Source organism: Tistrella bauzanensis (assembly GCF_014636235.1).
GTDB classification, from domain to species: Bacteria; Pseudomonadota; Alphaproteobacteria; order Tistrellales; family Tistrellaceae; genus Tistrella; species Tistrella bauzanensis.
Genome location: NZ_BMDZ01000070.1, coordinates 1 through 24,697 on the forward strand (window position 1 = coordinate 1; position 24,697 = coordinate 24,697).

General features: G+C 67.9%; 20 protein-coding genes. 13 read left to right on the forward strand and 7 right to left on the reverse strand.

What is annotated here, in order from left to right; all coding sequences use genetic code 11:
- Window positions 1-38 precede the first annotated feature (38 nt).
- The 5 genes from IEW15_RS21155 to IEW15_RS21175 form a co-directional block, all read right to left on the reverse strand.
- Complete coding sequence (locus IEW15_RS21155; RefSeq protein WP_188581693.1) at window positions 39-1,295, reverse strand: aldehyde dehydrogenase family protein; 1,257 nt, start codon at window positions 1,293-1,295, stop codon at window positions 39-41.
- A 31-nt stretch (window positions 1,296-1,326) separates the two neighbouring features.
- Complete coding sequence (locus tag IEW15_RS21160) at window positions 1,327-2,994, reverse strand: GMC family oxidoreductase (RefSeq protein WP_188581695.1); 1,668 nt, start codon at window positions 2,992-2,994, stop codon at window positions 1,327-1,329.
- Between the two features lie 165 nt (window positions 2,995-3,159).
- Window positions 3,160-4,881 carry a SulP family inorganic anion transporter gene (locus IEW15_RS21165; RefSeq protein ID WP_188581697.1) on the reverse strand — a complete coding sequence of 574 codons (1,722 nt, stop codon included), beginning with the start codon at window positions 4,879-4,881 and terminating at the stop codon, window positions 3,160-3,162.
- A 64-nt stretch (window positions 4,882-4,945) separates the two neighbouring features.
- Window positions 4,946-5,206 (reverse strand): helix-turn-helix domain-containing protein, encoded by a 261-nt coding sequence (locus IEW15_RS21170; RefSeq protein ID WP_188581700.1) that lies wholly within the window; start codon window positions 5,204-5,206, stop codon window positions 4,946-4,948.
- A 123-nt stretch (window positions 5,207-5,329) separates the two neighbouring features.
- Window positions 5,330-6,952, reverse strand: coding sequence for an FAD-dependent monooxygenase (locus IEW15_RS21175; RefSeq protein WP_188581702.1), 1,623 nt, complete (start codon window positions 6,950-6,952; stop codon window positions 5,330-5,332).
- Window positions 6,953-7,159: 207 nt separating this feature from the next.
- On the opposite strand from IEW15_RS21175, the gene IEW15_RS21180 reads away from it, so the two are divergent.
- The 3 genes from IEW15_RS21180 (at window position 7,160) to IEW15_RS21190 (ending at window position 10,379) form a co-directional block, all read left to right on the forward strand.
- Window positions 7,160-7,630 (forward strand): nuclear transport factor 2 family protein, encoded by a 471-nt coding sequence (locus tag IEW15_RS21180; protein WP_188581704.1) that lies wholly within the window; start codon window positions 7,160-7,162, stop codon window positions 7,628-7,630.
- Between the two features lie 22 nt (window positions 7,631-7,652).
- On the forward strand, window positions 7,653-8,282 hold the full coding sequence (locus tag IEW15_RS21185) for a TetR/AcrR family transcriptional regulator (protein ID WP_188581706.1): 630 nt from the start codon (window positions 7,653-7,655) through the stop codon (window positions 8,280-8,282).
- 219 nt (window positions 8,283-8,501) lie between these two features.
- Entirely contained in the window at window positions 8,502-10,379 is a 1,878-nt protein-coding gene (locus tag IEW15_RS21190) for an ABC transporter ATP-binding protein (protein WP_322111520.1), read from the forward strand.
- A 23-nt stretch (window positions 10,380-10,402) separates the two neighbouring features.
- Here the strand turns inward: IEW15_RS21190 and IEW15_RS21195 are convergent, their stop codons facing one another.
- The gene (locus tag IEW15_RS21195) at window positions 10,403-12,055 is read right to left on the reverse strand and encodes an AMP-binding protein (protein WP_188581708.1); all 1,653 of its coding nucleotides are present in this window, start codon (window positions 12,053-12,055) and stop codon (window positions 10,403-10,405) included.
- A 255-nt stretch (window positions 12,056-12,310) separates the two neighbouring features.
- Between IEW15_RS21195 and IEW15_RS21200 the strand changes: the two genes are divergently transcribed.
- Window positions 12,311-12,772 (forward strand): MarR family winged helix-turn-helix transcriptional regulator, encoded by a 462-nt coding sequence (locus tag IEW15_RS21200; protein WP_188581710.1) that lies wholly within the window; start codon window positions 12,311-12,313, stop codon window positions 12,770-12,772.
- A 64-nt stretch (window positions 12,773-12,836) separates the two neighbouring features.
- Complete coding sequence (locus tag IEW15_RS21205) at window positions 12,837-13,238, forward strand: DUF1398 domain-containing protein (protein ID WP_188581712.1); 402 nt, start codon at window positions 12,837-12,839, stop codon at window positions 13,236-13,238.
- A gap of 21 nt (window positions 13,239-13,259) precedes the next feature.
- Here the strand turns inward: IEW15_RS21205 and IEW15_RS21210 are convergent, their stop codons facing one another.
- Window positions 13,260-14,717 (reverse strand): site-specific integrase, encoded by a 1,458-nt coding sequence (locus IEW15_RS21210; protein WP_188581714.1) that lies wholly within the window; start codon window positions 14,715-14,717, stop codon window positions 13,260-13,262.
- Window positions 14,718-14,989: 272 nt separating this feature from the next.
- Between IEW15_RS21210 and IEW15_RS21215 the strand changes: the two genes are divergently transcribed.
- From IEW15_RS21215 to IEW15_RS21250, 8 genes are all read left to right on the forward strand, one after another.
- On the forward strand, window positions 14,990-16,315 hold the full coding sequence (locus IEW15_RS21215; RefSeq protein WP_188581716.1) for an HdeD family acid-resistance protein: 1,326 nt from the start codon (window positions 14,990-14,992) through the stop codon (window positions 16,313-16,315).
- Window positions 16,312-17,481: an MFS transporter gene (locus IEW15_RS21220; RefSeq protein ID WP_188581719.1), complete on the forward strand. Its 1,170-nt coding sequence runs from the start codon at window positions 16,312-16,314 to the stop codon at window positions 17,479-17,481. The genes IEW15_RS21215 and IEW15_RS21220 overlap by 4 nt, the downstream gene beginning before the upstream one ends.
- Window positions 17,482-17,614: 133 nt before the next feature.
- A complete protein-coding gene (locus IEW15_RS21225; protein ID WP_188581720.1) occupies window positions 17,615-19,900 on the forward strand; it encodes a sensor histidine kinase in 2,286 nt (761 codons plus the stop codon).
- Window positions 19,897-20,604, forward strand: coding sequence for a response regulator transcription factor (locus IEW15_RS21230; RefSeq protein WP_188581721.1), 708 nt, complete (start codon window positions 19,897-19,899; stop codon window positions 20,602-20,604). The genes IEW15_RS21225 and IEW15_RS21230 overlap by 4 nt, the downstream gene beginning before the upstream one ends.
- 86 nt (window positions 20,605-20,690) lie before the next feature.
- Window positions 20,691-21,617: a thioesterase family protein gene (locus IEW15_RS21235; RefSeq protein ID WP_188581723.1), complete on the forward strand. Its 927-nt coding sequence runs from the start codon at window positions 20,691-20,693 to the stop codon at window positions 21,615-21,617.
- 10 nt (window positions 21,618-21,627) lie between these two features.
- Window positions 21,628-22,572 (forward strand): 3'-5' exonuclease, encoded by a 945-nt coding sequence (locus IEW15_RS21240; RefSeq protein ID WP_188581725.1) that lies wholly within the window; start codon window positions 21,628-21,630, stop codon window positions 22,570-22,572.
- A 150-nt stretch (window positions 22,573-22,722) separates the two neighbouring features.
- Window positions 22,723-24,039 carry a GAF domain-containing sensor histidine kinase gene (locus IEW15_RS21245; protein WP_229708449.1) on the forward strand — a complete coding sequence of 439 codons (1,317 nt, stop codon included), beginning with the start codon at window positions 22,723-22,725 and terminating at the stop codon, window positions 24,037-24,039.
- A 190-nt stretch (window positions 24,040-24,229) separates the two neighbouring features.
- Window positions 24,230-24,646, forward strand: coding sequence for a glycosyltransferase family protein (locus IEW15_RS21250; RefSeq protein WP_188581727.1), 417 nt, complete (start codon window positions 24,230-24,232; stop codon window positions 24,644-24,646).
- The last annotated feature ends 51 nt before the right edge of the window (window positions 24,647-24,697 follow it).

Genomic DNA, 24,697 nt, shown 5'->3' on the forward strand with positions numbered 1-24,697 from the left:
CGGGCCATCAGCGCGCAATCCCGTTGAAACCAACGGAATCATCGCACCGCTCGCACGCTGGGGAAAGTCCGACAGGCTGCTAGCCGGCGGACGACATGGCCGGCGCCATCCAGCGCTGCCGCGACGCGCGCGGCGGCACCCGGATACCACAGCGCCCGCCGGGGTGCTGCCGCCATCACCCGCTCCACCGCGGCCAGCAGCCGGTTGCCCGCGGGCCAGTCCTGCGGCAGAACCAGCATCTGGCAGGCAATGCAGTTGAAGCCGGCATTGTGGAGCTTCTGGCTGGCGATGTTTTCGGCCTGAAACGCGATATCGGCGGCGCTCCACGGCCCCGGCACCACGATGGTCGGCGACACGCAGCCCAGTTCCGCCGTCACCGGGCTCGGATTGGCCGGCGCGTCGGCGGCGCGGTTACGCTGGCCCGTGGCACCGCTGCCCCAGACGATCGCCCCCCAGGTGGCAGCCGATCCGGTGACATGGATGTCGGCGATGCGTGGATGCCGGCACAGCCACGCCCCAACTGCGCCATCGCCGCTGACGATCGCCAGCGCATCACGCGCGATCAGCGGCGCGAATACCCGCTCCAGCACCGGCTTCATCGCGTCCAGAACCGGGTTCAGTTTCAACACCACCACCGCATGGTCGATCAGCAGCTTGTGCAGACAGTCCAGCGGCGCGATGGCGGTGATGTTGCCGGCCCCCAGAACCAGCGAGACCCAGCCGCTCCGAGAGGCCGGGGGGGATGACTGGCTGGCGGCGACATGATCTTTCAACCCAAGAGCGGTGATGCCCGGACGCATCCAGACCTCGGCCTTGACGCCGCTGAACAGTACTTTATCCCAATGGGTTGCCGGTAGAACCTCGACCGCTAGCTGACCGTTGGGCAGGGCCCGCGTCTTCAACCCGCGCAGATGCCGGGGCCGGGTGCCCGCACCTTTTGCGGCATCGGCCGCCAGACCGCGCAGGGTGTGGAGATAGTCGTTGCAGCCGCTCATCAGCGCATAGGGGCCCGATTGCCATTCCTCGCCCAGCGCCGCCGCCTCGGCTGTCAGTTGCTTGGCGGTTGCCGCCGCCCGGACCCAATCCTCGGCGGCCGCCATCAGGGCATCGCGCACCGCCTCGATCACGCCGATCCGGTCAGCCAGCGTGGTCTGTGCCCAGGCGGTGCTGGCGGCTTCGAGCCGGGCGATCCTGTCGTTCAGGATCAGGGCGCCGGGCGGTGCACCGGCATCCGATAGCGCGCCGGCATCCGGTGCCGCGGGGGCCGTGTGCTCGTGGCTCAGGCTGTCCATCATGACCGGACCTTCGATGAGGGGCGGGAGGCGATCAGGCGGCGGCGGTAGCGGCGACGGTGGTGGTGGTGGTGGTCTGGCCGCTGCCGCTCAGGCGGTCGCGGCGGATCAGCTCGGCGGCGCGTTCGGCGATCATGATCGTGGGGGCGTTGGTGTTGCCGCCGATCAGGCTGGGCATGATCGAGGCATCCACCACCCGCAGACGGTCGATACCACGCAGCTTCAGTTCAGGGGTGACCACAGCCTGCTCGTCACCGCCCATCCGGCAGGTGCCGACCGGGTGATAGATGGTGTCGGCACGGGCGCGGATATGGCGGGTCAGTTCTTCATCGCTTTGCGGCCCCTGCATATAGAGTTCCCGGTCGCGGAAGCTGTCGAGGGCCGGCGCCTCCATGATCCGGCGGGTGATGCGGGTGCCGCGCAGCATCAGCGCCATGTCGCCGTCATCCGACAGGAAGGCCGGATCGATCAGCGGCGCCATCATCGGGTCCGGCCCCGCGAGTTCCAGCGTACCGCGCGATTTCGGCCGCAGCACACAGACATGGCAGCTGAAGCCATAGCCCCGGTGCAGCTTGCGGCCATGGTCATCCACGATCGAGATCACGAAGTGCAATTGCAGGTCGGGCCGGTCGAGATGTGGCTCAGACTTCAGGAAGGCACCGGCCTCGGCGAAGGGGGTGGTGAGCATGCCGGTTCCCTGGCGCCGCCATTCCCGCAAGGCCCGCATCAGGTTCATGGTGCCGGCCATGCCGATGCCGAACATGTCGGTGATCCGCGAGCGGTAGGACAGCACGAAATCCGGGTGATCCTGAAGATCGCGGCCGACGCCCGGCAGATCATGCAGCACAGGAATGCCCATGCCGCGCAGATGTGCTGCCGGGCCGATGCCCGACAGCATCAGCAGTTGCGGCGAACTGAACGCCCCGCCCGACAGGATCACTTCGATCCGGGCCTGCACCTCGGCGGGCTGCCGGCCGCGGCGATAGGCGACGCCGGTGGCGCGGCCATCCTTGACGATGATCCGGGTGGCATGGGCACGGGTGAGAACGGTCAGATTGGTGCGGCTGGCCATCACCGGGTGCAGATAGGCGGCGGCGGCGGAACAGCGTTCCCCACGGCGCGGACCGCTGTGAAACTGGGTTACCTGATACAGCCCGACACCGTCCTGGCGCGGGCCGTTGAAATCGTCGTTGCGCGGGATCTGGCATTCGGCCGCGGCCTCGATGAAGGCCCGGGTGACACCACGCGGCGAGGGCTGATCGGCCACCTGCAACGGCCCGTCGGCGCCGTGGAAATCAGAGGCGCCACGCTGGTTCCCCTCGGCCTTGCGGAACCAGGGCAGGACGTCCTGGTACGACCATCCGGTGCAGCCGGCGGCCGCCCAGCCGTCATAATCCGACGGATGGCCGCGGACATAGAGCATGGCATTGATCGCGCTGGATCCGCCCAGACCCTTGCCCCGCGGCTGATAGCCCTTGCGGCCGCCCAGCCCGGCCTGCGGCACGGTATCGAAGGCCCAGTTGTTCAGCTTCGGGCGTCCGGGCAGCATGGCGACCACGCCCGCCGGCGTGCGCACGAACAGATCGCGCCCCTCGCCGCCGGCTTCCAGCAGGCAGACGCTGACCGTGGGGTCGTCCGACAACCGCACGGCAAGCGTTGCACCAGCCGAACCACCGCCGACGATCACATAATCGAAGATCATGCCCAGTTTCTCCCCCATGACTGCGCAGATGCGTGTCGGCGCAGTTCGCTTAGGGACGATTGGACATCCAAACCGGGCAGGTGTCCAGATACAACAAGCACCTTGCGGTTGAGACGAGGTGGCGGGTCAAGCCATTGTCGGACAGGCGTATTCCGGCGCGGCGGGTCAGGTGGCGCCGTTGCTTGCCAACGCCTGACGTGCGGCACGCAGTGCGGAATCGACGTCGCCGCGGAAATGTGCGGTCGGCGGGGTGATGCCGTGGCGGTGCAGCATCTGGCGCACCGCCGGCCGGGCGGCGGCGATCCAGACCGTGGCACCGTGGCGCACGGCTTTGCGCAGAAATCCCTCGATGGTGGCGGCACCGGTGGAATCGAGCAGCGGCACCGCGCTCATATCCAGAACATAGGCCTTGGGCGTGGCTCCGATATTGTCGAGCGTGGCCCCCACCGTGGCGGCGGCGCCGAAGAAGAAGGCGCCCGAAATGCGATAGACCACGATATCGCGATCGGTGGCGCGGCTGGGGTCATAGGCGGTGCGGCCGCCGGTTTCGGCGCGGTCGTCGTCGGCCAGATCCGGTTCGACCAGCGGCGTTCCGCCCTGAACCTCGACCGCCTGCGCCATTCGGTGCAGGAAGATCAGCGCGCCCAGCGCGAAGCCGGCGACGATGCCGGCGGTCAAATCCTTGAACACGGTCAGCAGGAAGGTCGTGGCCAGCACCAGCGCGTCGCCGCCGGAACTGCGCAGCAGAACCGCGATCGCGTGGCGCTCGATCATGTTCCAGGCCACGATCGCCAGCACCGCCGCCAGGGCGGCCAGCGGGATATAGCCGGCAAGCGGTGCGGCCAGGATCATGAAGCCCAGCAGGAACACGGCATGCAGCATGCCCGCGACCGGGCCACGCGCGCCGGCGCGGACATTGGTGGCGGTGCGGGCGATGGTGCCGGTGACGCAGAAGCCGCCGAACAGGCCCGAGGCGATGTTGGCGACGCCTTGCGCCACCAACTCGCAATTCGACCGGTGGCGTCGCCCGGTCATGCTGTCGGCGACCACCGCCGACAACAGGCTTTCGATGGCGCCGAGCAGGGCGAAGGACAGCGCCGCCGGCAGCAGCGTCACCAGCCGGTCGAGCGTGATGGTGGGCAGCGCCGGCGCGGGCAGCATCTGGGGAATGCCGCCGAAGCGGCTGGAAATGGTCTCGATCGGCAGGTTCAGCAGCCAGGCCGCGATCGCGGCGCCGGCCACGGCCACCAGCATGCCCGGCACGCGCGGCGCCAGCATCTTCAGCCCCTGAATGACCAGAATGCAGGCAAGCGCCACAAGCGTTGCCGCCGGCGTGACGGTCGGGATGGCATCGGCGAGCATGGCAAGCTTGGGCAGGATTTCTCCCGGCTCGGGTCCGCTGAGGGTCAACCCGAACAGATCCTTGATCTGGCTTGAGAAAATGATCACGGCGATGCCGCCGGTGAAGCCCACGGTCACCGGATAGGGGATGTATTTGATGAAGGTGCCCAGCCTGAGCGCGCCGATCGCCAGCAGGATCAGCCCCGACATCATCGTGGCCAGGATCAGCCCATCGACGCCGTGGGCCGCGACTGTGGCCGCCACCAGCACGATGAACGCGCCCGCCGGCCCGCCGATCTGAAACCGGCTGCCCCCCAGGCACGAGACGATGAAGCCGCCGACGATGGCGGTATAAAGCCCGCGTTCAGGCCCGACGCCCGATGCGATGGCGATGGCCATCGACAGCGGCAGCGCCACGATCGCCACCGTCAGGCCGGCGATCGCATCGGCGCGCAGGCCGACCGAGCCATAGCCTTCGCGCAGCACGGTGATGAGTTTCGGGGTGAAGAGGTCCGCAAGGCGCGGGCCCGCGAGACGCGCGGCCATCGGCTGATCCGTCCTTCCGTCGCATGACGATGCGGTCGGCGATCGGTGCGCCGGATCCAAGGGGTCAGATGCCGGCGCGCGGCTGTTTCAGCCGCACGCCGCGCCCCTGGCCCTGGCTGGGTGCGCCATCGCCGATCAATTCGATGCCGGCCCGGTCGAAGGCCTCCACCACCTTGGTCAGCGTGTCGATGACCCCGCGGACATTGCCGTCGCTGCCCTCCATCCGTTGGATGGTGGGCAGCGAGACGCCCGACAATTCGGCCAACTGGCGCTGGTCGATGCCGAGCAGGGCCCGCGCGGCCCGCATCTGTGCCGCCGTGATCAAGCTTGCCTCCGGTCTGAACTGGCATTGATCATGTTACAGATCCCAGAAGTGATGTTCAAAACATCATTATCTGCGTCTGAAACATGGATGTTAATCGTCTGACGCATGGCTTGTCGCATGGCGTCATCCGGCCGGCAGCAGGGCCATCCGGGCATAGGCGTCGAATGAGGCCGCATCATCGGCGCGGCCACGGGCGCCGATGAACTGATCGGGACGGATCAGTACCCAGTCGCCGCTGCCGGGACGGGCGTCATAGCGGGCCGCAAGCACGCCATCCGGATCATCGGTCAGGGTGACGGTCACCACGGCGATGGCCGTGCCGCAATGGCTGCGGCTTTGCGCCAGGGCCGGGGGCAGAGCGTCGGCGAAGACCAGCAGACAGTGATGGCTGACCGACAGATGCCGCCAGAACGGCCCCTCGCCATGCGGCCCGTCAAGCGCCCGTTCACCCGGCGCCGGATGACGATGGGCCGATTGGGGCGCGGGCCGGCTGATCAGGGCGCCGGTATCATAGCGGAGCGCCGTTTCCGACAGGTCCACCTGCAATTTGCGGCGCAGCATCGGCAGCTTTGACACCACCGACACCGCCACATCGCGCAACAGCCGGGTGGTGGTGCCGCGCGCGACCATACCGACATGCAGCTTCTGCGCGGCGCCGTCGATCACCTGCCGGGCCACCGGCCGGCGTTCCGCCTCGTAACTGTCGAGAAGCGTCGTTGCGTCGCCACGGCCTTGAAGCACCGCCGCCAGCTTCCAGGCCAGATTGACCGCATCCTGAATGCCGGTGTTCATGCCCTGGCCGCCGGCCGGGCTGTGGATATGGGCGGCATCGCCGGCCAGCAGCACACGGTCCCGCCGATAGCGCTCAGCCAGCCGTTCATTCACCCGGAAGGCCGACAGCCAGGTCGGATCGCCGGCGACAAGACCGGGCGGGCCGCAGCGGTTCAACTGCGCCTGCATCTCGTCGAGGTCGGGCGGCGACTGGTCGTCGGGGTCGTCGCGCATGGCAAAGGTCCGCCAGACCCCGTCGCCGATGGGAAACAGCGCGACACTGCCGCCCGCGCCCCACCAGACATAGAGCGAGGTTGGGTCCAGCGGCCCCGCCATCGTCGTATCGGACAGGATAAAGGTCTGCGGTTCGGTATAGCCGGTGAACGGAATGTCCATGGCATGGCGTGCTGCACTGCGCGCGCCGTCGCAGCCCACGACATAGGCGGCGGTCATGGCGCTGTCGGCGCGGTCGTCGTCATGGCCGGCCGGCCGCAGCACCGCCCGCACCGCATGGGCGGTCTGGTCGACCGCCACCAGTTCCAGGCCGCGTTCGATCGTCACGCCCCGGGCCGCCAGATGCTCGGCCAGCAGGCGCTCGGTTTCAGACTGCGGAATGATCACCACGAAGGGAAAGGCGCTGTCGACACCTTCGGCGATCGGCATCGTGGCCAGTTCTCGGGCGCCATCGCCCACCCGCATATGGGTCATGCGGATGCCGGCATCGATGATGCTGTCGGCAACTCCCAGACCGGCGAACGCCTCAAGGCTGCCGCTCCACACCGCCAGGGCTTTCGAGACCTGCGTGCGTTCGGCCGCCTTGTCGACGATCCGGCAGGCGATGCCACAGGCGGTGAGCGCCAGGGCCAGCGTCAGGCCGGTGGGGCCGGCGCCGACGATCAGTACCGGTGGAGTGGTGGGGGCCGGTGGAGTGGTGGGGGCCGGTGGAGTGGTGGGGGTATGTGCTGTCTCTGACATGGGTGTCGCCCCTCCCGTGTCGCAACGTCCGGCCGGGTGCGGCCGGGTCGCCATGATCGGCGGTTCTTCCTGCATCATAAGCGGCTTTTCCGCCCTGTGGTGCCATGTGTCGAGGCGGCTGGCGGACAGCCGTTGACGGCGGGACTTTCTGTATGTATCAATCAGTACAGAATGTAACGTTCAATACAGATCGACAGGAGCCAATCGATGTCCGATCCCCGTCCACCCCTGCCGCCCTTCACGCCAGAAACCGCCGCCATCAAGGTGCGTCTGGCGGAAGATGGCTGGAACAGCCGCGACCCTGAGCGGGTGGCGCTGGCCTATACGCCCGATTGCCGGTGGCGCAATCGCGCCACATTCATTGAAGGTCGGGCCGAAATCGTGCGATTCCTCACCGACAAATGGCAGCGCGAGCAGGATTATCGGCTGATCAAGGAACTGTGGGCGGTGAGCGGCGACCGGATCGCGGTTCGCTTCGCCTATGAATGGCACGATGACAGTGGCAACTGGTTCCGGTCCTATGGCAACGAGAACTGGGCTTTCGACGCGGACGGCCTGATGCGGCAGCGGATTGCCAGCATCAATGATCTGCCGAACGCCGCCACTGACCGGCTGTTCTTCTGGCCACAGGGGCGGCGGCCGGACGATCACCCCGGGCTGTCGGCGCTTGGCCTGTGAGGCACAAGGCGACGGCGAGGCGATGGCAAGACTGATCCATGAACGCGCCGATGTGGTGCAATTGCTGGCCGAGGTGTTTCGCGCCCACGGGTTCGAGGGCGCTAGCCTGGGCGTGATCGCATCGGAAACCGGTCTCGGCCGCGGTAGCCTGTATCACTTCTTTCCGGGCGGAAAGGAAGAGATGGCGGCGGCGGTGCTGGCCGAGATCGACCGCTGGTTCACCGAGGCGGTGTTCGCGCCGCTGCGTGTGGCCGCGGCCAGTGGTGACGGCGATGCGGCACGGGCGGCGATGCAGAGAATGTGCGCCGCTTCCAGCCAGTATTTCCGCTCAGGCCGGCGGGTGTGTCTGGTGGGGGCGTTCGCGCTCGACAGCGTGCGCGACCGGTTCGCCCTGGCGATCCGGTCGTATTTCACCGCCTGGATCGAGGCCCTGGCGGCAGCGATCGAGACAACCGGTGTCGCTGCGGCACCGGCGCGGCAGATGGCGGCCGATGCGGTGGCCGATATTCAGGGCGCGGTGGTGCTGGCCCGGGCACTGGACGATGCCGGGGTGTTTGCGGGGCGGATGCAGCGGCTGGCGGCGCGGCTGGCCGGTATTGACGGGGCGGTGCTGCCGCCCGACCTCAGACTGACGCAAGCCAGCCCCGCGTAGCCGGGCTATGGTCACGACGGCTGGCGATGCATATATCAAGCTTATGCTTGTCAGAATATCCAGGACGGGCCTGCCATTGGCCCTGCCGCCCCCCCGCAACACCGTTTCATGTCAGGGAACGTCATGACCGCGTCCAGATCCGGCGATCGTGCCGCGCCCGCGGCACCTGCATCCGCCGACACCGGGCCGCCCCGCCGCGGCGGCCCCGTCTCGCGGGTGATGGGCTGGTTCGAAGGCCGGCTCGATCCCTATCCGCCGGCACTGCCCGAGCAGCCGCCGACCGGGCTGATCGCCTTTTGTCGCCATTACACCCGCGGCTCGGAAAAATGGCTGCTGATGATGGCGGCACTGACCACGGCGATTGCGGTCTCGGAAGTGCTGCTGTTCTCGTTCGTGGGCTCGATCGTCGATCTTCTGTCGGGCACCACGCCCGAGGTGCTGTTCCAGACCGAGGGCTGGAAACTGGCGGCGATGGGGGTGCTGGTGCTGGTGATCATGCCAGTGCTGGCGCTGGGCAATTCGCTGATCATCCACCAGACCCTGCTCGGCAACTTTCCGATGCGCATCCGCTGGAGCCTGCACCGCTATCTGGTGCGCCAGTCGATGAGCTATTTCCAGGACGAATTCGCCGGCCGCGTCGCCACCAAGCTGATGCAGACCTCGTTGGCGGTGCGCGAAACCGTGATGAAGCTGCTCGATATGGGCAATTACGTGCTGGTGTACTTCACCGGCGCGCTGATCGTGGCGGCCTCGGCGGACTGGCGGCTGATGCTGCCCTTCGCGGTGTGGCTGATAGCCTATGCCTCGCTGCTGCGCTATTTCATTCCGCGCATGCGCCGGGTGTCGCGCCGGCAGGCCGATGCGCGTTCGGAAATGGCCGGGCGGATCGTCGACAGCTATACCAATATCGCGACCGTGAAGCTGTTTTCGCACGCGATGCGCGAAGACGTCTATGCCCGCGACGCGATGGACCGCTTCCTTGGCACCGTGCATACCCAGATGCGTATGGCGACCTTCGTGCAGGTCGCCAACCAGACGATGAATTACGTCCTGCTGGCGTCGGTCGCCACCATCGGCATCTGGCTGTGGAGCGAGGCGGCGATTTCGGTCGGCGCGATCGCCGTTGCGGTGTCGTTCGTGCTGCGTCTGCTTGGCATGTCGCAGTGGATCATGTGGGAGATGTCGGCTCTGTTCGAGAATATCGGCACGGTGCAGGATGGCATCAATTCGATCTCGCGGCCCCACAAGGTGGCCGACCGGCCCGATGCCCATCGTCTGGGCCGGGTGAAGGGCGCGATCCGCTTCGATGGCGTCGGGTTCAACTATGGTGGCGATCGCGCCGTGGTCCGCGACCTCGACCTGTCGATCCGGCCGGGCGAGAAGATCGGGCTGATCGGCCGGTCGGGGGCCGGCAAGTCGACGCTGGTGAACCTGCTGCTGCGGTTCTATGACGTCGAATCGGGCCGGATCACCATCGACGGGATCGACATCAACGATGTGACGCAGGAAAGCCTGCGCGCCAATATCGGCGTGGTCACCCAGGACACCTCGCTGCTGCACCGGTCGGTGCGCGACAACATCATCTATGGCCGGCCCAATGCCAGCGATGACGACATGATCCGGGCGGCCCGGCGGGCAGAGGCGCATGATTTCATTCAAGGTCTGGCCGATTCAGCCGGCCGCACCGGCTATGACGCCCATGTCGGCGAGCGGGGCGTGAAGCTGTCGGGCGGCCAGCGTCAGCGGGTGTCGATTGCCCGCGCGATGCTGAAGGACGCGCCGATCCTGGTGCTCGACGAAGCGACGGCCGCCCTCGACAGCGAGGTCGAGGCGGCGATCCAGGCCAATCTGGACCGGCTGATGGAGGGCAAGACCGTGATCGCGATCGCGCATCGCCTGTCGACCATCGCCGCCATGGACCGGCTGATCGTGATGGATCAGGGCCGCATCGTCGAGGAAGGCAGCCATGACGCGCTGATCGCCCGCAACGGGCTGTATGCGCGGCTCTGGCACCGCCAGTCGGGCGGCTTCATCCAGCTCGATGACGACCGTGACGGCGCCGGCGACATGGCACCGGACGGGGTGGCGGCGCAATGAGCGCCGCCACCACACCTGTCTGATCAGCCGGCCGCGCGGGCTTCGGCCTTCGCCTTTTCCTGGTTGCGCAGAATGAAACGCTGCAACTTGCCGCTCGGGGTCTTCGGCAACTCGTCGACGAATTCGATCTCGCGCGGATAGGCATGGGCCGACAGCCGTGCCCGGACATGGCGGCGCAATTCCTCGGCCAGTTCCGGTGTGGGCTCGTATGCCGGCTTCAGCACCACGAAGGCCTTCACGATCTCGGTGCGCTCCGGATCGGGCTTGCCGACCACGGCGGTCTCGACCACGGCCTTGTGTTCGATCAGCGCGCTTTCCACGTCGAACGGGCCAATGCGATAGCCCGATGAGGTGATGACGTCGTCGGACCGGCCGACAAAGCTGATGCTGCCATCGGCGTTCAACTCCACCGTGTCGCCCGACAGGTAATAGCGCTCGGTCAGCGACCTGGTCGGCATGTTCCAATAGCCGTCGAACCAGAACAGCGGCGAGTTCCAGCGATCGACCGCAAGGATACCCGGCTCGCCGACCGGCAGTTCTTCCAGCGTGTCTTCGTTCACCACCACGATGCGGTGGCCCGGCACGGCGAAGCCTGCGGCACCGGGCTGCACCGGATGGCTGAGACCGTGATGATTGCACAACACCATGCCAAGCTCGGTCTGGCCGTAATGGTCGTGGATGGTGACGTCCAGATGCTCGGCGAACCAGCGGATCACCTCGGGGTTCAGCGGCTCACCGGCGCTGCTCACAGCGCGCAGCCGCCCCTTCACCGGCAGCGCCAGTTCGGGCCCTGCCGCCAGCAGCAGGCGATAGGCGGTGGGGGCGCCGGCCAGATTGGTGATGCCAAGCTTCGCAATCAGGCCATAGGTGCTCTCGGCGGTGAACGGGCCGTCATAGAAGGTGGTGGCCACCCCGAGCGACAAGGGGCCGATCACCGCGTAATACAGGCCGTAAGCCCAGCCGGGATCGGCGATGTTCCAGAACCGGTCATCGAGGCGCAGATCCACCGCCTGGGTCATATAGCCCTTGAAGGCGGCGATCGCCCGCAACGGCACCATCACCGGCTTGGCCGGGCCGGTGGTGCCGGAGGTGAACATGATCAGGAACGGGTCGTCGCCCCTGCGCATGACCGGCGCGACCTCAGGGCTCTGGCCGGCCAGTTCGGCGTCGAAATCGAGATCCGTGCCGCTGGCGCCGCCGCTGGTGACAACAATCGTGGCGGGCACGCTCAATTCCGCCAGCTTCGGGCGGTTGGCGGCGTCGGTCACGATCAGCTTCGTGCCGGCGGTGGCGGTGCGATGCTCGATCGCCTTGGGGCCGAAGGCCGTGAACAGCGGCTGATAAACCGCCCCGGCGCGCCAGGTGCCAAGAATGGTGACCAGCAGTTCGGGCACCCGCGGCAGCAGCCCGCCAACCCGGTCGCCGGCTTCGATCCCGCGTGCCGCAAGCAGGCCGGCGAAGCGCGCCGACAACTCGCGCAGCGCGCCGAAGCTCAGCGTGCGGCCGGTGCCGTCGCGGCGTTCGAAGCGCAGCGCCACTCGGTCGGGATCGGCATCCGCATGGGCGTCGCAGCATTCGATACAGGCATTGATCGCCTGCATGTCGCCGTGAAGCGCGGTGCGCAGGGTTTCGTCGAGGTCGAAACGCTCTGCGGCATCAGCCCAGGCCATGGTCATCGGTTCAGGTCTCCCCCGGTTCAAGAGTGGTGGCCCCGGCGCAGGGACACCGGAACCCCGACCGCCGCTTATACCGCAGCGTGACAGATCGACCGTGACGTTATGCGCGGCCGCCCAAGCGGGCAATGGCCGTTCGGATCACCGGCGCAGATCGCTTCTGTCATATGGGCCCGCTGCCGCTATGCGACAATGGAAAGTGGTTGACCAGGAAATAGACAGGTATATTGTTTCCCGGGAAACAGAAGCAGGGCCACCATGCCTGTACCAGCATCTGACACGCCGCTGCGCGGCCATCTTGGCTACTGGCTGCGGCTGGTCTCGAACCACGTGTCGCAGTCCTTCGCCCGGGCGCTGGCGACGCGCGATATCGGCGTTGCCGACTGGGTGATCCTGCGCATGCTGCATGAGGCCGGCCCCGCCATGCCCAGCCGGCTGGCGGCCGATCTGGGAATGACCCGGGGCGGCTTGTCGAAACTGGCCGACCGGCTTGTGGCGCGCGGGCTGATCGTCAGAACCGGCGCCACGGCCGATAAACGCCGCCAGCTTCTGGCCCTGACCGATGCCGGACGCCGGCTGATCCCCGATCTGACGGCGCTGGCCGATGCCAATGATGCGGCCTTCTTCGGCGACCTGCCGGTCGCCGACCGGCAGGTGATGGAGCGGGTGCTGACCGGCATCGCCAGCCGCCATCACCTGACCACCGTGCCGAGCGACTGACCGACGGCACCGCACCCTGACCCGCCGAACGACATAACCCGAGAGATAACAGAGGGATGACGTCATGACCGATATGGCTCATGTGACCGCGGTCGCGTGCACGGAAGGGTCCGATCGTGGAAAGCTGAGCTTTCCGGACGTGATCGGCCTGTTGGGCGCGGCCGGCATCGAGCGCTATCACGCCGATCTGCTGCGGGCGGAGAAAACCTATTACCGTCCCGACGGCTGGTCGACGGTGGTCGCGGCAGAGCCTCTGGCGCATGCACCGGCCAGCCGGTTCGACGCGGCGGGCGTGGCGGCGGCGATCGGCGCCGTCCAGCGGCGGGCGATCGATTATGGCGGCTTCTGCGCGCGGATCGCCGCCGCCGGCTGTGTCGGTTATCATGTCACCCTGGCCGGGCGCCGGGCGGTGTATTACGGCCGCGACGGCGCCTGCCATGTCGAGCTGTTTCCCGCCGCCGACTGACCATATGCCCCGGCCGTCCGGTCAGGGGCGCGGTTTGCGCCCGCGCCTCGCAGCCGGTTCCGGTTTTGCCGCCGGGGCGGCCGCGGGTGGCATCGCCGCCGGGGGCGGATTGGCCATCATGCGGGCGCCGCGGCCACGGGCGGCGGCGCTTTCGTCGTAATAGCGGGCGGCGACGGCGATGGAGCGGTGCAGCGACTGGGCCATGGCCTGCTGGATCGGCACATCGCGGTTCGCGGCCTCGGTCATGAAGCCCGAGCGCAGGCCATGGGCGCTGATCCCGCGCGGGTCCAGCCCCGCCTGCGAGGCCCGCGCCTTGACGATGCGGGCGACCGCCTGACCGCTCAACCCATCAAGGCCACGGCGGCCGAAGCCGCGACCGTCGGGGGTGACCCGCGGATTGCCATGGCGGTCGATCGGCACGAAAACAGCGCCTGAGCGGATGCCAGATGCCGCAAGCCAGGCGTCGAGCAGGTCCACCGGCCGGCCGATCAGCCAGACCCGCGCACCATCGATGGCGCGGGTCGTCTTGGTGCGGGGCAGGGCGATGGTCATGGCCGGCAGCCAGCCGCTGGCGGCGCCTTCGGGCGTCAGCGCGCCATCGGGGGCGATCTCGGCCGGCTGCGGCCGCTCGCGGCGCAGATGTTCCACCCGGATCATCCCGGCCTCGCTGCGCCGGCGCCCGCCCGATGCCCACATCACCGCCAGCAAGGCCGCATCCCGCGCCGCCCGCAGCGGCTCGCGGTCGATATCGATCTCGCAGGTCTGGAGCAGGGCTTCCAGCGTGTCGGCCAGAACCGGCGCCGGCGCCTTGCGGCCGGGCATGTGGTCGGAGGATCGGAACAGCCGCCGGCGCAGTTCGCGCACCGACGGATCTTCGGTCGGCGGCTTCATGCCGCGCATGCGATGCAGTGATGCCCAACTCGCCAGCCTGCGGGCGACGGTCGCCGGGGCGGCCGGGCCGGGGGCACGCTTCAGGCCGGACGCCACCATCCGCTCCTCGACCGCCTGCGGCATGCCATGGTCGGGGTTGCGGCGGCGTTCTTCCGGGTCATAGAGGTGATGGACCAGAAACCGCACCACGGCCGATGGCGGCGCCGGCCACGGCATCGGCCCGCCATTGGCCGCCGCCCACCACCCGGCCAGATAGCGGGCATCCTTGACCAGCGCCAGCCGGCTGTTGGCGGCGATGCCGGCCCCCAGCAGCACATGCAGGGTTTCGCGTTCCGCCGCATCCAGATCGCCCAGCCCGCCGGTTTCAACCGCGCCCGGCAGGCCCATATGCACGGCATCCTGGGTGGCGACCATGCGTGAGACCGGCCGCAGGATCTGGCCATCCGGAGCATCGGCCACGGTCTTGCGGCGGCCGCGGCCGCGCGGCTGCGCGCGCCCGGCACGGGATGCGGTGGTGTCGCCGGCCCCGGCGCCATCGGCGCCCGTCCGTCCGGTTCTGCCCTTACCCCGCCCGGCCACTGCCGCCATGCCGCCCGCTCCTGCACTTGATCAATTCCGCCAGCACCGCCCAAGGCTAGGCGGTTGGGGGGCATCGGTCAATTTCCCGCGGGCGCCGGCCGGCCGTGGCAGAAAGGTGACCCGCCTAACGCCGCAGGAACCCCTATTGCAAAAGAATATAAGGTCACGTAAATCATCGTTGATTTCCCAGATGTGTACTGTTGTTTGCAACGGTGATCATCCGGCAGATGCTGCATCTGATCCGGGCTGCCGGATGTCGCATGTCGTTGTCGGGTGGCCTTATGTTGAAGCTCGCATTCCTGCTGATCGGCCCCGCGGCCTTTCGCGCGCGATGGTATGTGCTCGGCATTGCCGGCGGGTTGCTGGTCGTGCTGGCGGTGATGCTGGCAGCCGGTCTGTCGCAGATGGTGACCCAGGCCACCTATATCGCCCTGGGCGGCGGCTTCGTCCTGACCGGCCTTGCCATGCTGCCGGCGGTGGTCAGTCTTCGGGGTGAGCGCCGATGGCGGGGGCTGATCCGGCCGGCTGCATCGATCGCGGCGGGCGGGCTGGTGCTCTCGGCGGTGTTCCTGGGCGGATCGGCCATGGCCCTGGCCTTTGCGCTGGCCTTCATCCTCGATGGCTTCGTCCGCGCCGGCATGGCCCTGATCGTCCGATTTACCGGCTGGGTGGTGTCGTGCCTGTGCGGGGCGGCCGAGCTTGGCCTTGCGGTCATGCTGCTGTCGGGATGGCCGCTGTCGCCGGGCCTGAACCTGCCGTTCTGTGTCGGGCTGTTCGTCGGCCTGTCGGGCTGGCTGCTGATCCGGCTGGGGCTGATGCTGCGCGGGCTGGAGGACGAGGCGGCGATCCTGCTGCTGCCGGTGTTCGGCGCGCGGGGCTGGTACGACCACGCCCCGGTCCTGATCGGTGACAGCCCGCTCAACCGGCCGGACGATCCGCCGATCCTGGTCCGGGTGTGGACGCCGACCGGGCAGGCACGGTCGCGGCGGCCGGTGATCGACCGCTATCTGGCCGCGACCGATGCCGATGGCGCCTTCTCGACCGGCCATGCGACGCTGGAACTGGCCCCGGACCTCTATATCAGCCATTGCCCGGCAACCGATTTCGATCCGGCGGGCCGGTCGCTGGTCAATGTGCTACATGGCGGCGCCGGCAATGACGTGCCCGGCATCTTTCAGCGGTCGTATGACGACGAGGTGCAGGACTGGCGGGCGGCCGATGTCAGCGTGGCGATCCGGCGCTACAGTGCCCGTCGGCTGCGCGCCTTCTGGGCCGGATATAAGCAGGATGCGACCTACAATATCACCAACCGCAACTGCTCGGTGGTGGTGGCGGCGGCGCTGGAGGCGGCGCTTGAAGGTGTGTTTGCCGGGCCATATCCCTGGGCGCGGCTGCTGTGGCTGCTGACCGACCCGGATATGTGGGTGGCGGCGATGATCCGCAGCCGCGCCACCTCGATGACCTGGACACCGGGGCTGGTGCTCGACTATGCCCGCACCCTGTCGCGGCTGGTGGATCATCGGGACCGGTCATGGGGGCGACGGTTCCAGGGCTTTCTGGCCCGGATCGATGACGACACCCCTGGTATGGGAGCGAATGCGGGATGACCAGTCAACGGAGCCCTGCCGTGCCGGCCGGCCGTGCCACGCTGATCTCGCGCGGTGCGGTGATCCTGACCGCGATGATGTTCGGCCTGACCTACAGCCTGAGTGCCGCGTTGATCGCGATCGATCTGGCCGGGCGGGATCTGGATCCGGCGCTGATCGGCGCCAATGCCGCCATGCACGCCCTGGGAGTGCTGGCCATGGCCTTTCTGCTGCCACGGGTCGTGGCCCGGCTGGGTGTCCGGCCGATGGTGATCGGGGCGCTGGTGCTGGCGGCAGCCATCCTGGCGGCCTTTCCGGTCACGCCGATCTGGTCGTGGTTCCTGCTGCGCATCCTGCTGGGGGCGGCATCGGAAACCCTGTTCGTGCTGTCGGAGACCTGGACCAACGCACTGAGTACCGAGGCCACCCGCGCCCGATGGATGGCCGCCTATACCGCCGCGCTGTCGGTCGGCTTCGCGCTGGGGCCGCTGCTTCTGGCCTGGATCGGGTCGGATGGGGCGGGGGCCTATCTGGCGGGCGCCGCCATCGCGCTGGCGGCCGCAGCCTTCATTGCGGCACCTGGCATCGTGGCGCCGCGTTTCGAGCGGCCATCGGCCCGCGGCCCGCTGTATTTCATGCGTCTGGCGCCGGTCGCGATCGCGGCGATCATGCTGAATGCGGCGCTTGAGACCTCGGGCCTGTCGTTCCTGGCCATCTATGCAACCGGGCTCGGCTGGACGGAGACCGGCGCCACCAGCCTGATGTCGTGCATGATGATCGGCGCGATCGTGCTGCAACTGCCGATCGGCTGGCTGGGCGACAAGATGGACCGGATGATGCTGGTCCGCCTGCTGGCGCTGGCGGCGGGCATCGGCGCCCTGCTCTGGCCGCTGGCCCTGGCCAGCGAGATCGCGACCTATGCCCTGCTGTTCGTCTGGGGCGGTGCCTTCGTGGGCGTCTATACGGTCATGCTGGCCGTTGTGGGCAGCCGGTTTCAGGGCGCGGAGCTGGTTGGCATCTATGCGGCGATGGGGCTGATGTGGGGGGTGGGCGCCCTGCTGGGGCCGGTCATCGCCGGGGCCGCGATGGAGGCGGCCGCCCATGGGCTCGCCTTCTTTGCCGCAGCGGCCTGTTTCGTCTTCGTTGCCGCGACCCTGCGGCGTTCGGGGCGTGCCGGCACCGCCTGACTGGCGCGGTGGCATCAGTGATGCGGCGATGCGTTTCATGACATGTGCCAAAATCTGCGCGGTCAAGTGTTAGGATTATGTTAACTTTCGGTCATCTCGTTGCTTCGTCCCCCCTCAGCGCACGGCCGATCCCTTGCCGAAATGGTCTCCGAGCCTCGTCATTCTCTGCGCCCTGGCCGCCGGTCTGCTGCTGGGCGGCCTGTCGGTCGTGGCCGCGGTGGGCCAGCCCTGGCTGGGTTTGCGGCTTGCGGTGATACCCCAGACCGAGGCCGCGCTGGCGCCGCAACTGGCCATTGCCGGCATTGCCGAGGATGGCCCGGCCGCCGCCGCCGGGGTGATGAAGGGCATGCACCTGCAGGCGATTGCCGATGGCCAGGGCCGCCAGTTGACGCTGAGGGCCGAGGATCTGCTGGAAGAGCCGGATTTCCTGCCGACCTATGAGGCGATCGTCGATCTGCTGGCCCGGCAGGATCTGGCGGCCGGGATCCTGCCGCATGACTGGGTCCAACTGTCGCTGATCGACCCGGAGGGCGAGCCGCAGACAGTGTGGCTGGCACCGGCGCCGATGCGGCCGATCGGCCAGCTTCCAGCGCTGTTCTGGGTGCAGATCGTGACCGGTGTCGGCGCCATGCTGATCGGCGGCTGGGTTCTGGCGCTGCGTCAGGATGATCGCGGCGCCATGATGTTCGCGGCGAGCGCGCCGACCCTGGCGGTGTCGGCCTTCTGCTCGGCCATCTATGGCACGCGGGAACTGGCGCTGGATGGCAGCCTGTTCCGGGTGCTGGCGGCGCTCAACCACTGGGGCGCGCTGGGTTTCGGCGTGGCGATGATCGCCCTGTTCCTGATATATCCGCGCCGGCTGGTGCCCGATATCGTGCCCGGAATTCTGGCCGTGGCCATGACCGTCCTGTGGGTGCTGGACACGGCACGGCTGCTGCCCACGCCGGCGATGGGCATTCATCTGCCGGTGATGATCGAGATGATCGTGATCCTGGCGCTGATCGGTGTGCAGTGGCGGCTGAACCGGCGCGACCCGCGGGCGCGGGCGGGCTTGCGCTGGCTCGGACTGTCGGTGGCGCTGGGTGCCGGGGTCTTCGTATCGGCCATGGCCGTGCCGCTGGTGTTCGGCGGCGAACAGCTGATGTCGCAGGGCCTGGCCTTCGGGTTCTTTCTGCTGATCTATATCGGCATCGCGCTGGGTGTACGGCGCTATCGGCTGTTCGAGCTGGATGAATGGGCGTTCAGGGTGATGTTCTATACCCTGGGCGCCATGCTGCTGCTGGTGCTGGACGGGGCGCTGATCCTGGTCATCGGTCTGGATCAGGGGCCGTCTCTGGGCCTGTCGCTGATCGCGGTGGGCTTCGGCTATCTGCCCTTGCGCGATCTGCTGTGGCGGCGGATGGTCCTGCGCCGGCGGATGCCCGATCATGAGCTGTTCCGGCGGGTGATCGAGGTCGCCTTTACGGCCACCCCTGCCGAGCGGGCGGCGCGCTGGCGCGACCTGATCCGCAGCCTGTTCGATCCGCTGACATTGGCGCCGTCGCAAACCGCCGTCGCCGTGGCCGCGGCCCGCGATGACGGCGTGCTGCTGCTGTTGCCGGCGGCGGCCGATGCGCCGGCGCTGGCCATCGGCTATCCCTGGCGGGGGCGCGGCCTGTTCGGCCCGGCCCATCTGCAACTGGCGCGTGAGCTGACCCAGTTGATGGCCCATGCCGATGAAGGCCGCGCCGCCTATGAACGCGGCGCGTCGGAAGAGCGTCACCGGATCGCGCGGGATCTGCACGACGATGTCGGCGCCCGGCTGCTGACCGGTCTGCACAAGCCCGATCTGCCGCAGACCCGGCAGGTCATCCGGTCGGCCATGGCCGATATCCGCACCATCGCGGCCGGTCTGGCCCGCGGCGCCATGCCGCTGGGCCGGGTGATCGCCGATCTGCGCCACGAGACCGCGGGCCGGCTGGAGGCCGCCGGCCTGACGCTGGACTGGCCGCTGGACGACGGCGCCGACGACGAGGTGATGCTGGACTATCCGGTCTATCGCAACCTGTTCGGGGCATTGCGCGAGATCATCAGCAATGTCATTCGTCATGCGGAGGCGACGACTGTACGGGTGGAGATCGGCATGAGCGACGGATGGTTGCGGCTGGCGGTATGCGATGACGGCATCGGGCTGGATATTGCTGCATCGGAGGCCGGGGCATCGGAGACCGGGGCATCGGCGGCGGGTGCATCAGGGTCGGTTGCATCAGGGTCGGGCGGCCTGGGCCTGGGCAATCTTGCCCGGCGGGTGACCGAACTGGGCGGTGTTCTGCGCTTTCCCGAAACCCGGCAGGGCACGCATGTCGCCCTGGATCTGCCGCTGTGTCACCCGGCCCGGGGCACCTTCGGGGCGAGTGACACCACGAGGAGCCGGACATGACCGAGACCGGCGCGGGACGACATGGGTTCGTGATCGAAGACCTGAAGCCGACCCGGCTGTGGCTTGAGGACACGCTGCGCAGGGCGTTTCCGGGCATCGAGGTCGCCAGCGCCGACAGCCTGGCGCGCGCGCGCGCGCTGCTGGCCGATCGTCTGCCGCCGGCGGATACCGGCGCGGCCGGCGGCCCGCATCTGGTTCTGGTCGATCTGGGACTGCCCGACGGATCGGGGATCGACCTGATCCGCGATCTGACCGACGGCCGGCCCGATGTGATGACAATCGTCACGACCATCTATGACGATGACGGACATCTGTTCGATGCCATCGCCGCCGGTGCCCAGGGCTATCTGTTGAAGGACCAGGATGCCGGGCTGCTGATGCAGTATCTGCACCGGATCGAGCAGGGCGATCCGCCCTTGTCGCCATCGATCGCCCGGCGGATGCTGGCACGGCTGCGCCAGCCCGACGGCCGCGGCCATGTGCCGGCACCCCATGTTCCGACCACACCGGAGACCGTTCTGACCCCGCGTGAGGTGGAGGTGTTGTCCCTGCTGGGGCGCGGCCTGCGCAACGCCGAGGTGGCGCGGCTGCTGTCGTTGAGCGACCATACCATCGCAGGCTATGTGAAGGCGATCTATGCCAAGCTCAACATCTGTTCGCGGGCCGAGGCGGCCCTGGAGGCGTCGAGGCGCGGGCTGGTGTAAGCGCGCGCAAGGCGGCACCTGACGACCGGACATTTTTCATGATACACAGGCGGGGCATCGGAACCGGACCGGAAAGGCCACCGCCCATGACCATCACAGACCCTGCCACACAGGCGGCCCGCGCCGATGCGTTTCGGGGCTCGCTGGATCTTGAGCTCATGTCGGGCGATGCCGGCGGCGAACAGATCTGGAGCGGCCGCACCGACCCGCTGTGGCGCAACATGATCGGCCCGTTCGGCGGCTGGATCGCGGCCCTGCTGGCACGGGCCGCCGAGCGGGCGGCAGGCCTGTGGCTCGCCGGCGCCGGGGTCGGGGCCGGCGTGGTCGCCACCAATACCAGCTTCATGGGGCCGATCGCCGAGGGGCCGCTGCGGATCGTCACCCGGCCGCTGCGCGTCGGGCGGTCGGTCGGGTTCTGGCAGGTGGATCTGATTCAGGCGGGCGAGGGCGGCGACGTCCTGTGCTGTCAGGCGACCGTCACCACCGGCGCGCGCCGCGATACCGGCGACTTCACCGAGCCACGCTCCGCCATGCCCACGGTGCCGCCGGCGGCCGAGCTGCCGCGCTTCAAGCCGCTGCCCGGCATGCCCGGCTGGTTCAACGCTTATGACATGCGTGTGGTGGATGGCCAGCCGTTTTCGGGCGCCGCCAGCAGCCGGGGCCTGACATGGCTGCGCCATGCGCCTGACACGGATCATGCACCCGATGGCCCCGGCGACTGGCCCGCGGGCCACGAGCCGGCATTCGATGTGGCCGTCATCGCCGGGCTGGCGGATGCTGTGTTTCCGCGGGTGTTTCTGCTCGACCGTCGCCCGCGGCCGGTATCGACCGTTATGCTGTCGACCTATATTCATGCGCGTCCGGAGGTGCTGGCGACCATCGGCGGCGCGCCGGTGCTGGCTGAAGCGGTGGCCCGGCGGGCGCATGACGGCTTTTTCGACCAGCAGGTGACGCTTTGGGATGCGGCCGGCACCGTGCTCGCCACATCTGAACAACTGGTCTGGTACAAGTGATGTTGGCTCGATGACGACGCGTCCCCGCTCCCCATCCGCCCGGGCCCGTGCCGAGATGGAGGCCATGGCGGCAAAGCTGGAAGCCAGCGGCGATTATCGCGTTCTGCGCCGGATCACGCCGCGCGAATGGTTTTCCACCGCCGCCGCCAAGGGCGACTTCCAGCGCCGCAGCGAGGTGCGAACCGGGCTGATCCTGGATGTCGAGACCACCGGCCTCGACCCCAGGACCGATGCGATCATCGAATTGGGTATGATCGCCTTCGAATATGAACCCGGCGGCACGGTGTTCCGGGTCACCGGCAGTTTTTCGGCCTTTCAGGATCCGGGGCGGCCGATCCCGCCCGAGATCACCCGCCTGACCGGCATCACCGACGAGATGGTCGCCGGTCAGTCGATCGAGCCGATCGAGGTTGCGGGCTTCGCCGAGCCGGCATCGGTGGTGATCGCCCATAACGCCGGCTTCGACCGCCGGTTCGTCGAGCGGGTCTGGGATATTTTCCGGATGAAGGCCTGGGCCTGCTCGCAATCGGGCATCGACTGGTCGGGCGAGGGCGTGGAAGGCACCAAGCTCGGCTATCTGCTGGCACAGGCCGGGCTGTTCCATGACGGTCATCGGGCCGCCGAGGATTGCCGGGCCCTGCTGGAGGTTCTGGCCCGGCCGCTGCCGGTTTCGGGCGTCACGGCGCTGGGCAGCCTGCTGGCCGGGGCGCGCCAGGCGAGCATGCGGATCCGCGCCGAAGGCAGCCCCTTCGACATGAAGGACGCCCTGAAGGCCCGCGGCTATCGCTGGAACGACGGCTCCGACGGTCAGCCCAAGGCGTGGTGGCGCGATGTCGCCGAGGCCGATGTCGAGGCCGAGCTGACCTTCCTCCGGCTGGAGATCTATCGACGGGCCGAGCTTGATATCCCTGTGCGGCGGTTGACGGCTTTCGACCGCTACTCCGACCGGGTGTGAGAAGGTGGTGGCGCCGTATCGGCGGATACCGGTGCGATGCAGTTTGCGCCACGTGCTTAACCCTTCATTCAGTTCGCCGTGGCAATATGGTGGAGATCGGGGTGCTCCGGGGACAATGAGGGCGCCATAGATGAGGAGGGGCGATCGCCGATGATCGCGGAACACGACATGCTCGACACCGATCCGGCCGTGGCACCGCGTGACGCCGCGGCTGAGCGCATGCGGCTGGCCCATCTGGATCGTCTGGGCGTGCTCGATACCCCGCCGGATCCGGGGCTCGACCGCATCGTCGACATCGTATCCACCATCTGTGCGGCACCGATCGTTCTGGTGTCGCTGATCGATGCCAGCCGGCAGTGGTTCATGGCCCGCACCGGGCTCGATGCCCGCGAAACCCCACGGGAATGGGCGTTCTGCGACCATGCGCTATGCCAGAAGGGCATTCTGGAAGTCCGCGATCCGGTGGACGACCCCCGGTTCCGCAGCAATCCGCTGGTTACCGGCGCGCCGTTCATCCGCTTCTATGCCGGTGCGCCGATCCGCCTGAACGATGGCACCGCCCTTGGCACGTTGTGCGTGATCGACACCAGCCCCCGGCCCGATGGTCTGACGCCGACCGAATCGCGGCTTCTACTTGCCCATGCAGCGCTGGTTGCCGACCGTCTGCACCTGATGGGCAGTCATGCGCGCCTCAGGCAGCAGATCGACCTGTCGAGCCGCGTTCAGGCGCGTCTGGCCGACATGGTGGCGGTGCCGGGCCAGGCGGTGCCGGAACTGGTTCATGAACTGCGCACACCACTGTGTTCAATCATGGGATACGCGGCATTGATCGCGGTGGACCCGATGGTGCCGGCCGAGGCGCGAAAATGGGCCGGCACGATCGACGAAGGCGGCCGCTGGATGCTGAAGCTGGTCAACACCCTGCTCGACACGCCATCAGCCGGCCGTCGCGGCGACGCCGCCGCTCTCGGCGCCACCGATCTGCGTGAGCCGCTGGATGCGGCCTTGCGGCTGGTGCACGGTCTGGGGCTGGATGCGGGCCTGCGGCTGGATGTGCGGATGGGGGCGGCGCCGCTGCCCGTGCGCGCCGATCCGGCGACCGTGCAGCAGATCGCGGTCAATCTGCTGGCGAATGCGATAAAGTATACACCGTCCGGTGGTACGGTCTGGCTCGACCTGCTGTCCGAGCCTGCCGGCACTGCCGGTTTTTCGATCAGCGACGACGGACCGGGGGTGGCGCCTGAGCGCATGCAGGGTGGCCATGGCGTGCTGGCCCATGATCTCGAAGATCCACGGCAATCGCCGGGCTCTCCCGGGGCGGAGATGGCGCAAAAGGGGGGAAGCTCCGGCATGGGGCTGCGGATCAGCCGGCGCCTTGCCGAAGGGCAAGGCGGGAGTCTGTCGATCGTCAACCGTCCCTCCCCCGGCATCGGATTCATGGTGCGGGTGACCCTGCCGGGGGCATAGCGGCGACGTCTCGTGTCTGTAAAGGCACGTTCGGCGGGCGATCACACCATCGAAGAATACCATCTGGCAAAATGATTGCATTTGAGGCATATCCTCGCATGCGATCTGCCTCAACCCTTGTGCCGTGTCTGACTCAATGAATGTGATCGGCCTCAACTTCAGTTTTCTACCGCCCGGCATTCCCGGGGGGATGGCCACATATTCCTGGTCGCTTCTTGACGCCGTGGTGGCGCTCAACCGTTACCGGTTCGTGCTTTATGCACAGGCGGGACATGTGGTGCCAGAACACCTGGCAGACCATGTGCGTCTGGTCACGGTGCCGCTCTTCGGCGGCCGGCTGAAGCGGGTGATGTGGGAACAGACCGTGCTGCCGGTTCTGGCGCTCAAGGATCGTGTCGACCTTATGTTCAGCCCCGGCAATGCCGGTCCGGTCCTGGGCCGATTTGCCAAGGTGGTGACCATCCACGACCTGATCTATGCGATGGTGCCCGACCGTGTCGATCGCCATCAGGCGCGCTATCGCAGCGTCATGGACGTGATGACGGCGAGGACGGCCGACGCGGTTATTTCGGTGTCTGAGAGCCCAACCGAAAATTATGTTGAGTGATTTCAGCGGCTTGTGATTCTCTGTGGTTTGCGAAGACGACGGAGGATCGTA

Excerpts from the sequence above, each read along its gene's own strand:
- IEW15_RS21155 (WP_188581693.1), bottom strand. The coding sequence starts at position 1,295 with ATGATGGACAGCCTGAGCCACGAGCACACGGCCCCCGCGGCACCGGAT.
- IEW15_RS21160 (WP_188581695.1), bottom strand. The coding sequence starts at position 2,994 with ATGATCTTCGATTATGTGATCGTCGGCGGTGGTTCGGCTGGTGCAACG.
- IEW15_RS21165 (WP_188581697.1), bottom strand. The coding sequence starts at position 4,881 with ATGGCCGCGCGTCTCGCGGGCCCGCGCCTTGCGGACCTCTTCACCCCG.
- IEW15_RS21175 (WP_188581702.1), bottom strand. The coding sequence starts at position 6,952 with ATGTCAGAGACAGCACATACCCCCACCACTCCACCGGCCCCCACCACT.
- IEW15_RS21180 (WP_188581704.1), top strand. The coding sequence starts at position 7,160 with ATGTCCGATCCCCGTCCACCCCTGCCGCCCTTCACGCCAGAAACCGCC.
- IEW15_RS21185 (WP_188581706.1), top strand. The coding sequence starts at position 7,653 with ATGGCAAGACTGATCCATGAACGCGCCGATGTGGTGCAATTGCTGGCC.
- IEW15_RS21190 (WP_322111520.1), top strand. The coding sequence starts at position 8,502 with ATGGGCTGGTTCGAAGGCCGGCTCGATCCCTATCCGCCGGCACTGCCC.
- IEW15_RS21195 (WP_188581708.1), bottom strand. The coding sequence starts at position 12,055 with ATGACCATGGCCTGGGCTGATGCCGCAGAGCGTTTCGACCTCGACGAA.
- IEW15_RS21200 (WP_188581710.1), top strand. The coding sequence starts at position 12,311 with ATGCCTGTACCAGCATCTGACACGCCGCTGCGCGGCCATCTTGGCTAC.
- IEW15_RS21205 (WP_188581712.1), top strand. The coding sequence starts at position 12,837 with ATGACCGATATGGCTCATGTGACCGCGGTCGCGTGCACGGAAGGGTCC.
- IEW15_RS21210 (WP_188581714.1), bottom strand. The coding sequence starts at position 14,717 with ATGGCGGCAGTGGCCGGGCGGGGTAAGGGCAGAACCGGACGGACGGGC.
- IEW15_RS21215 (WP_188581716.1), top strand. The coding sequence starts at position 14,990 with ATGTTGAAGCTCGCATTCCTGCTGATCGGCCCCGCGGCCTTTCGCGCG.
- IEW15_RS21220 (WP_188581719.1), top strand. The coding sequence starts at position 16,312 with ATGACCAGTCAACGGAGCCCTGCCGTGCCGGCCGGCCGTGCCACGCTG.
- IEW15_RS21230 (WP_188581721.1), top strand. The coding sequence starts at position 19,897 with ATGACCGAGACCGGCGCGGGACGACATGGGTTCGTGATCGAAGACCTG.
- IEW15_RS21235 (WP_188581723.1), top strand. The coding sequence starts at position 20,691 with ATGACCATCACAGACCCTGCCACACAGGCGGCCCGCGCCGATGCGTTT.
- IEW15_RS21240 (WP_188581725.1), top strand. The coding sequence starts at position 21,628 with ATGACGACGCGTCCCCGCTCCCCATCCGCCCGGGCCCGTGCCGAGATG.
- IEW15_RS21245 (WP_229708449.1), top strand. The coding sequence starts at position 22,723 with ATGATCGCGGAACACGACATGCTCGACACCGATCCGGCCGTGGCACCG.
- IEW15_RS21250 (WP_188581727.1), top strand. The coding sequence starts at position 24,230 with ATGGCCACATATTCCTGGTCGCTTCTTGACGCCGTGGTGGCGCTCAAC.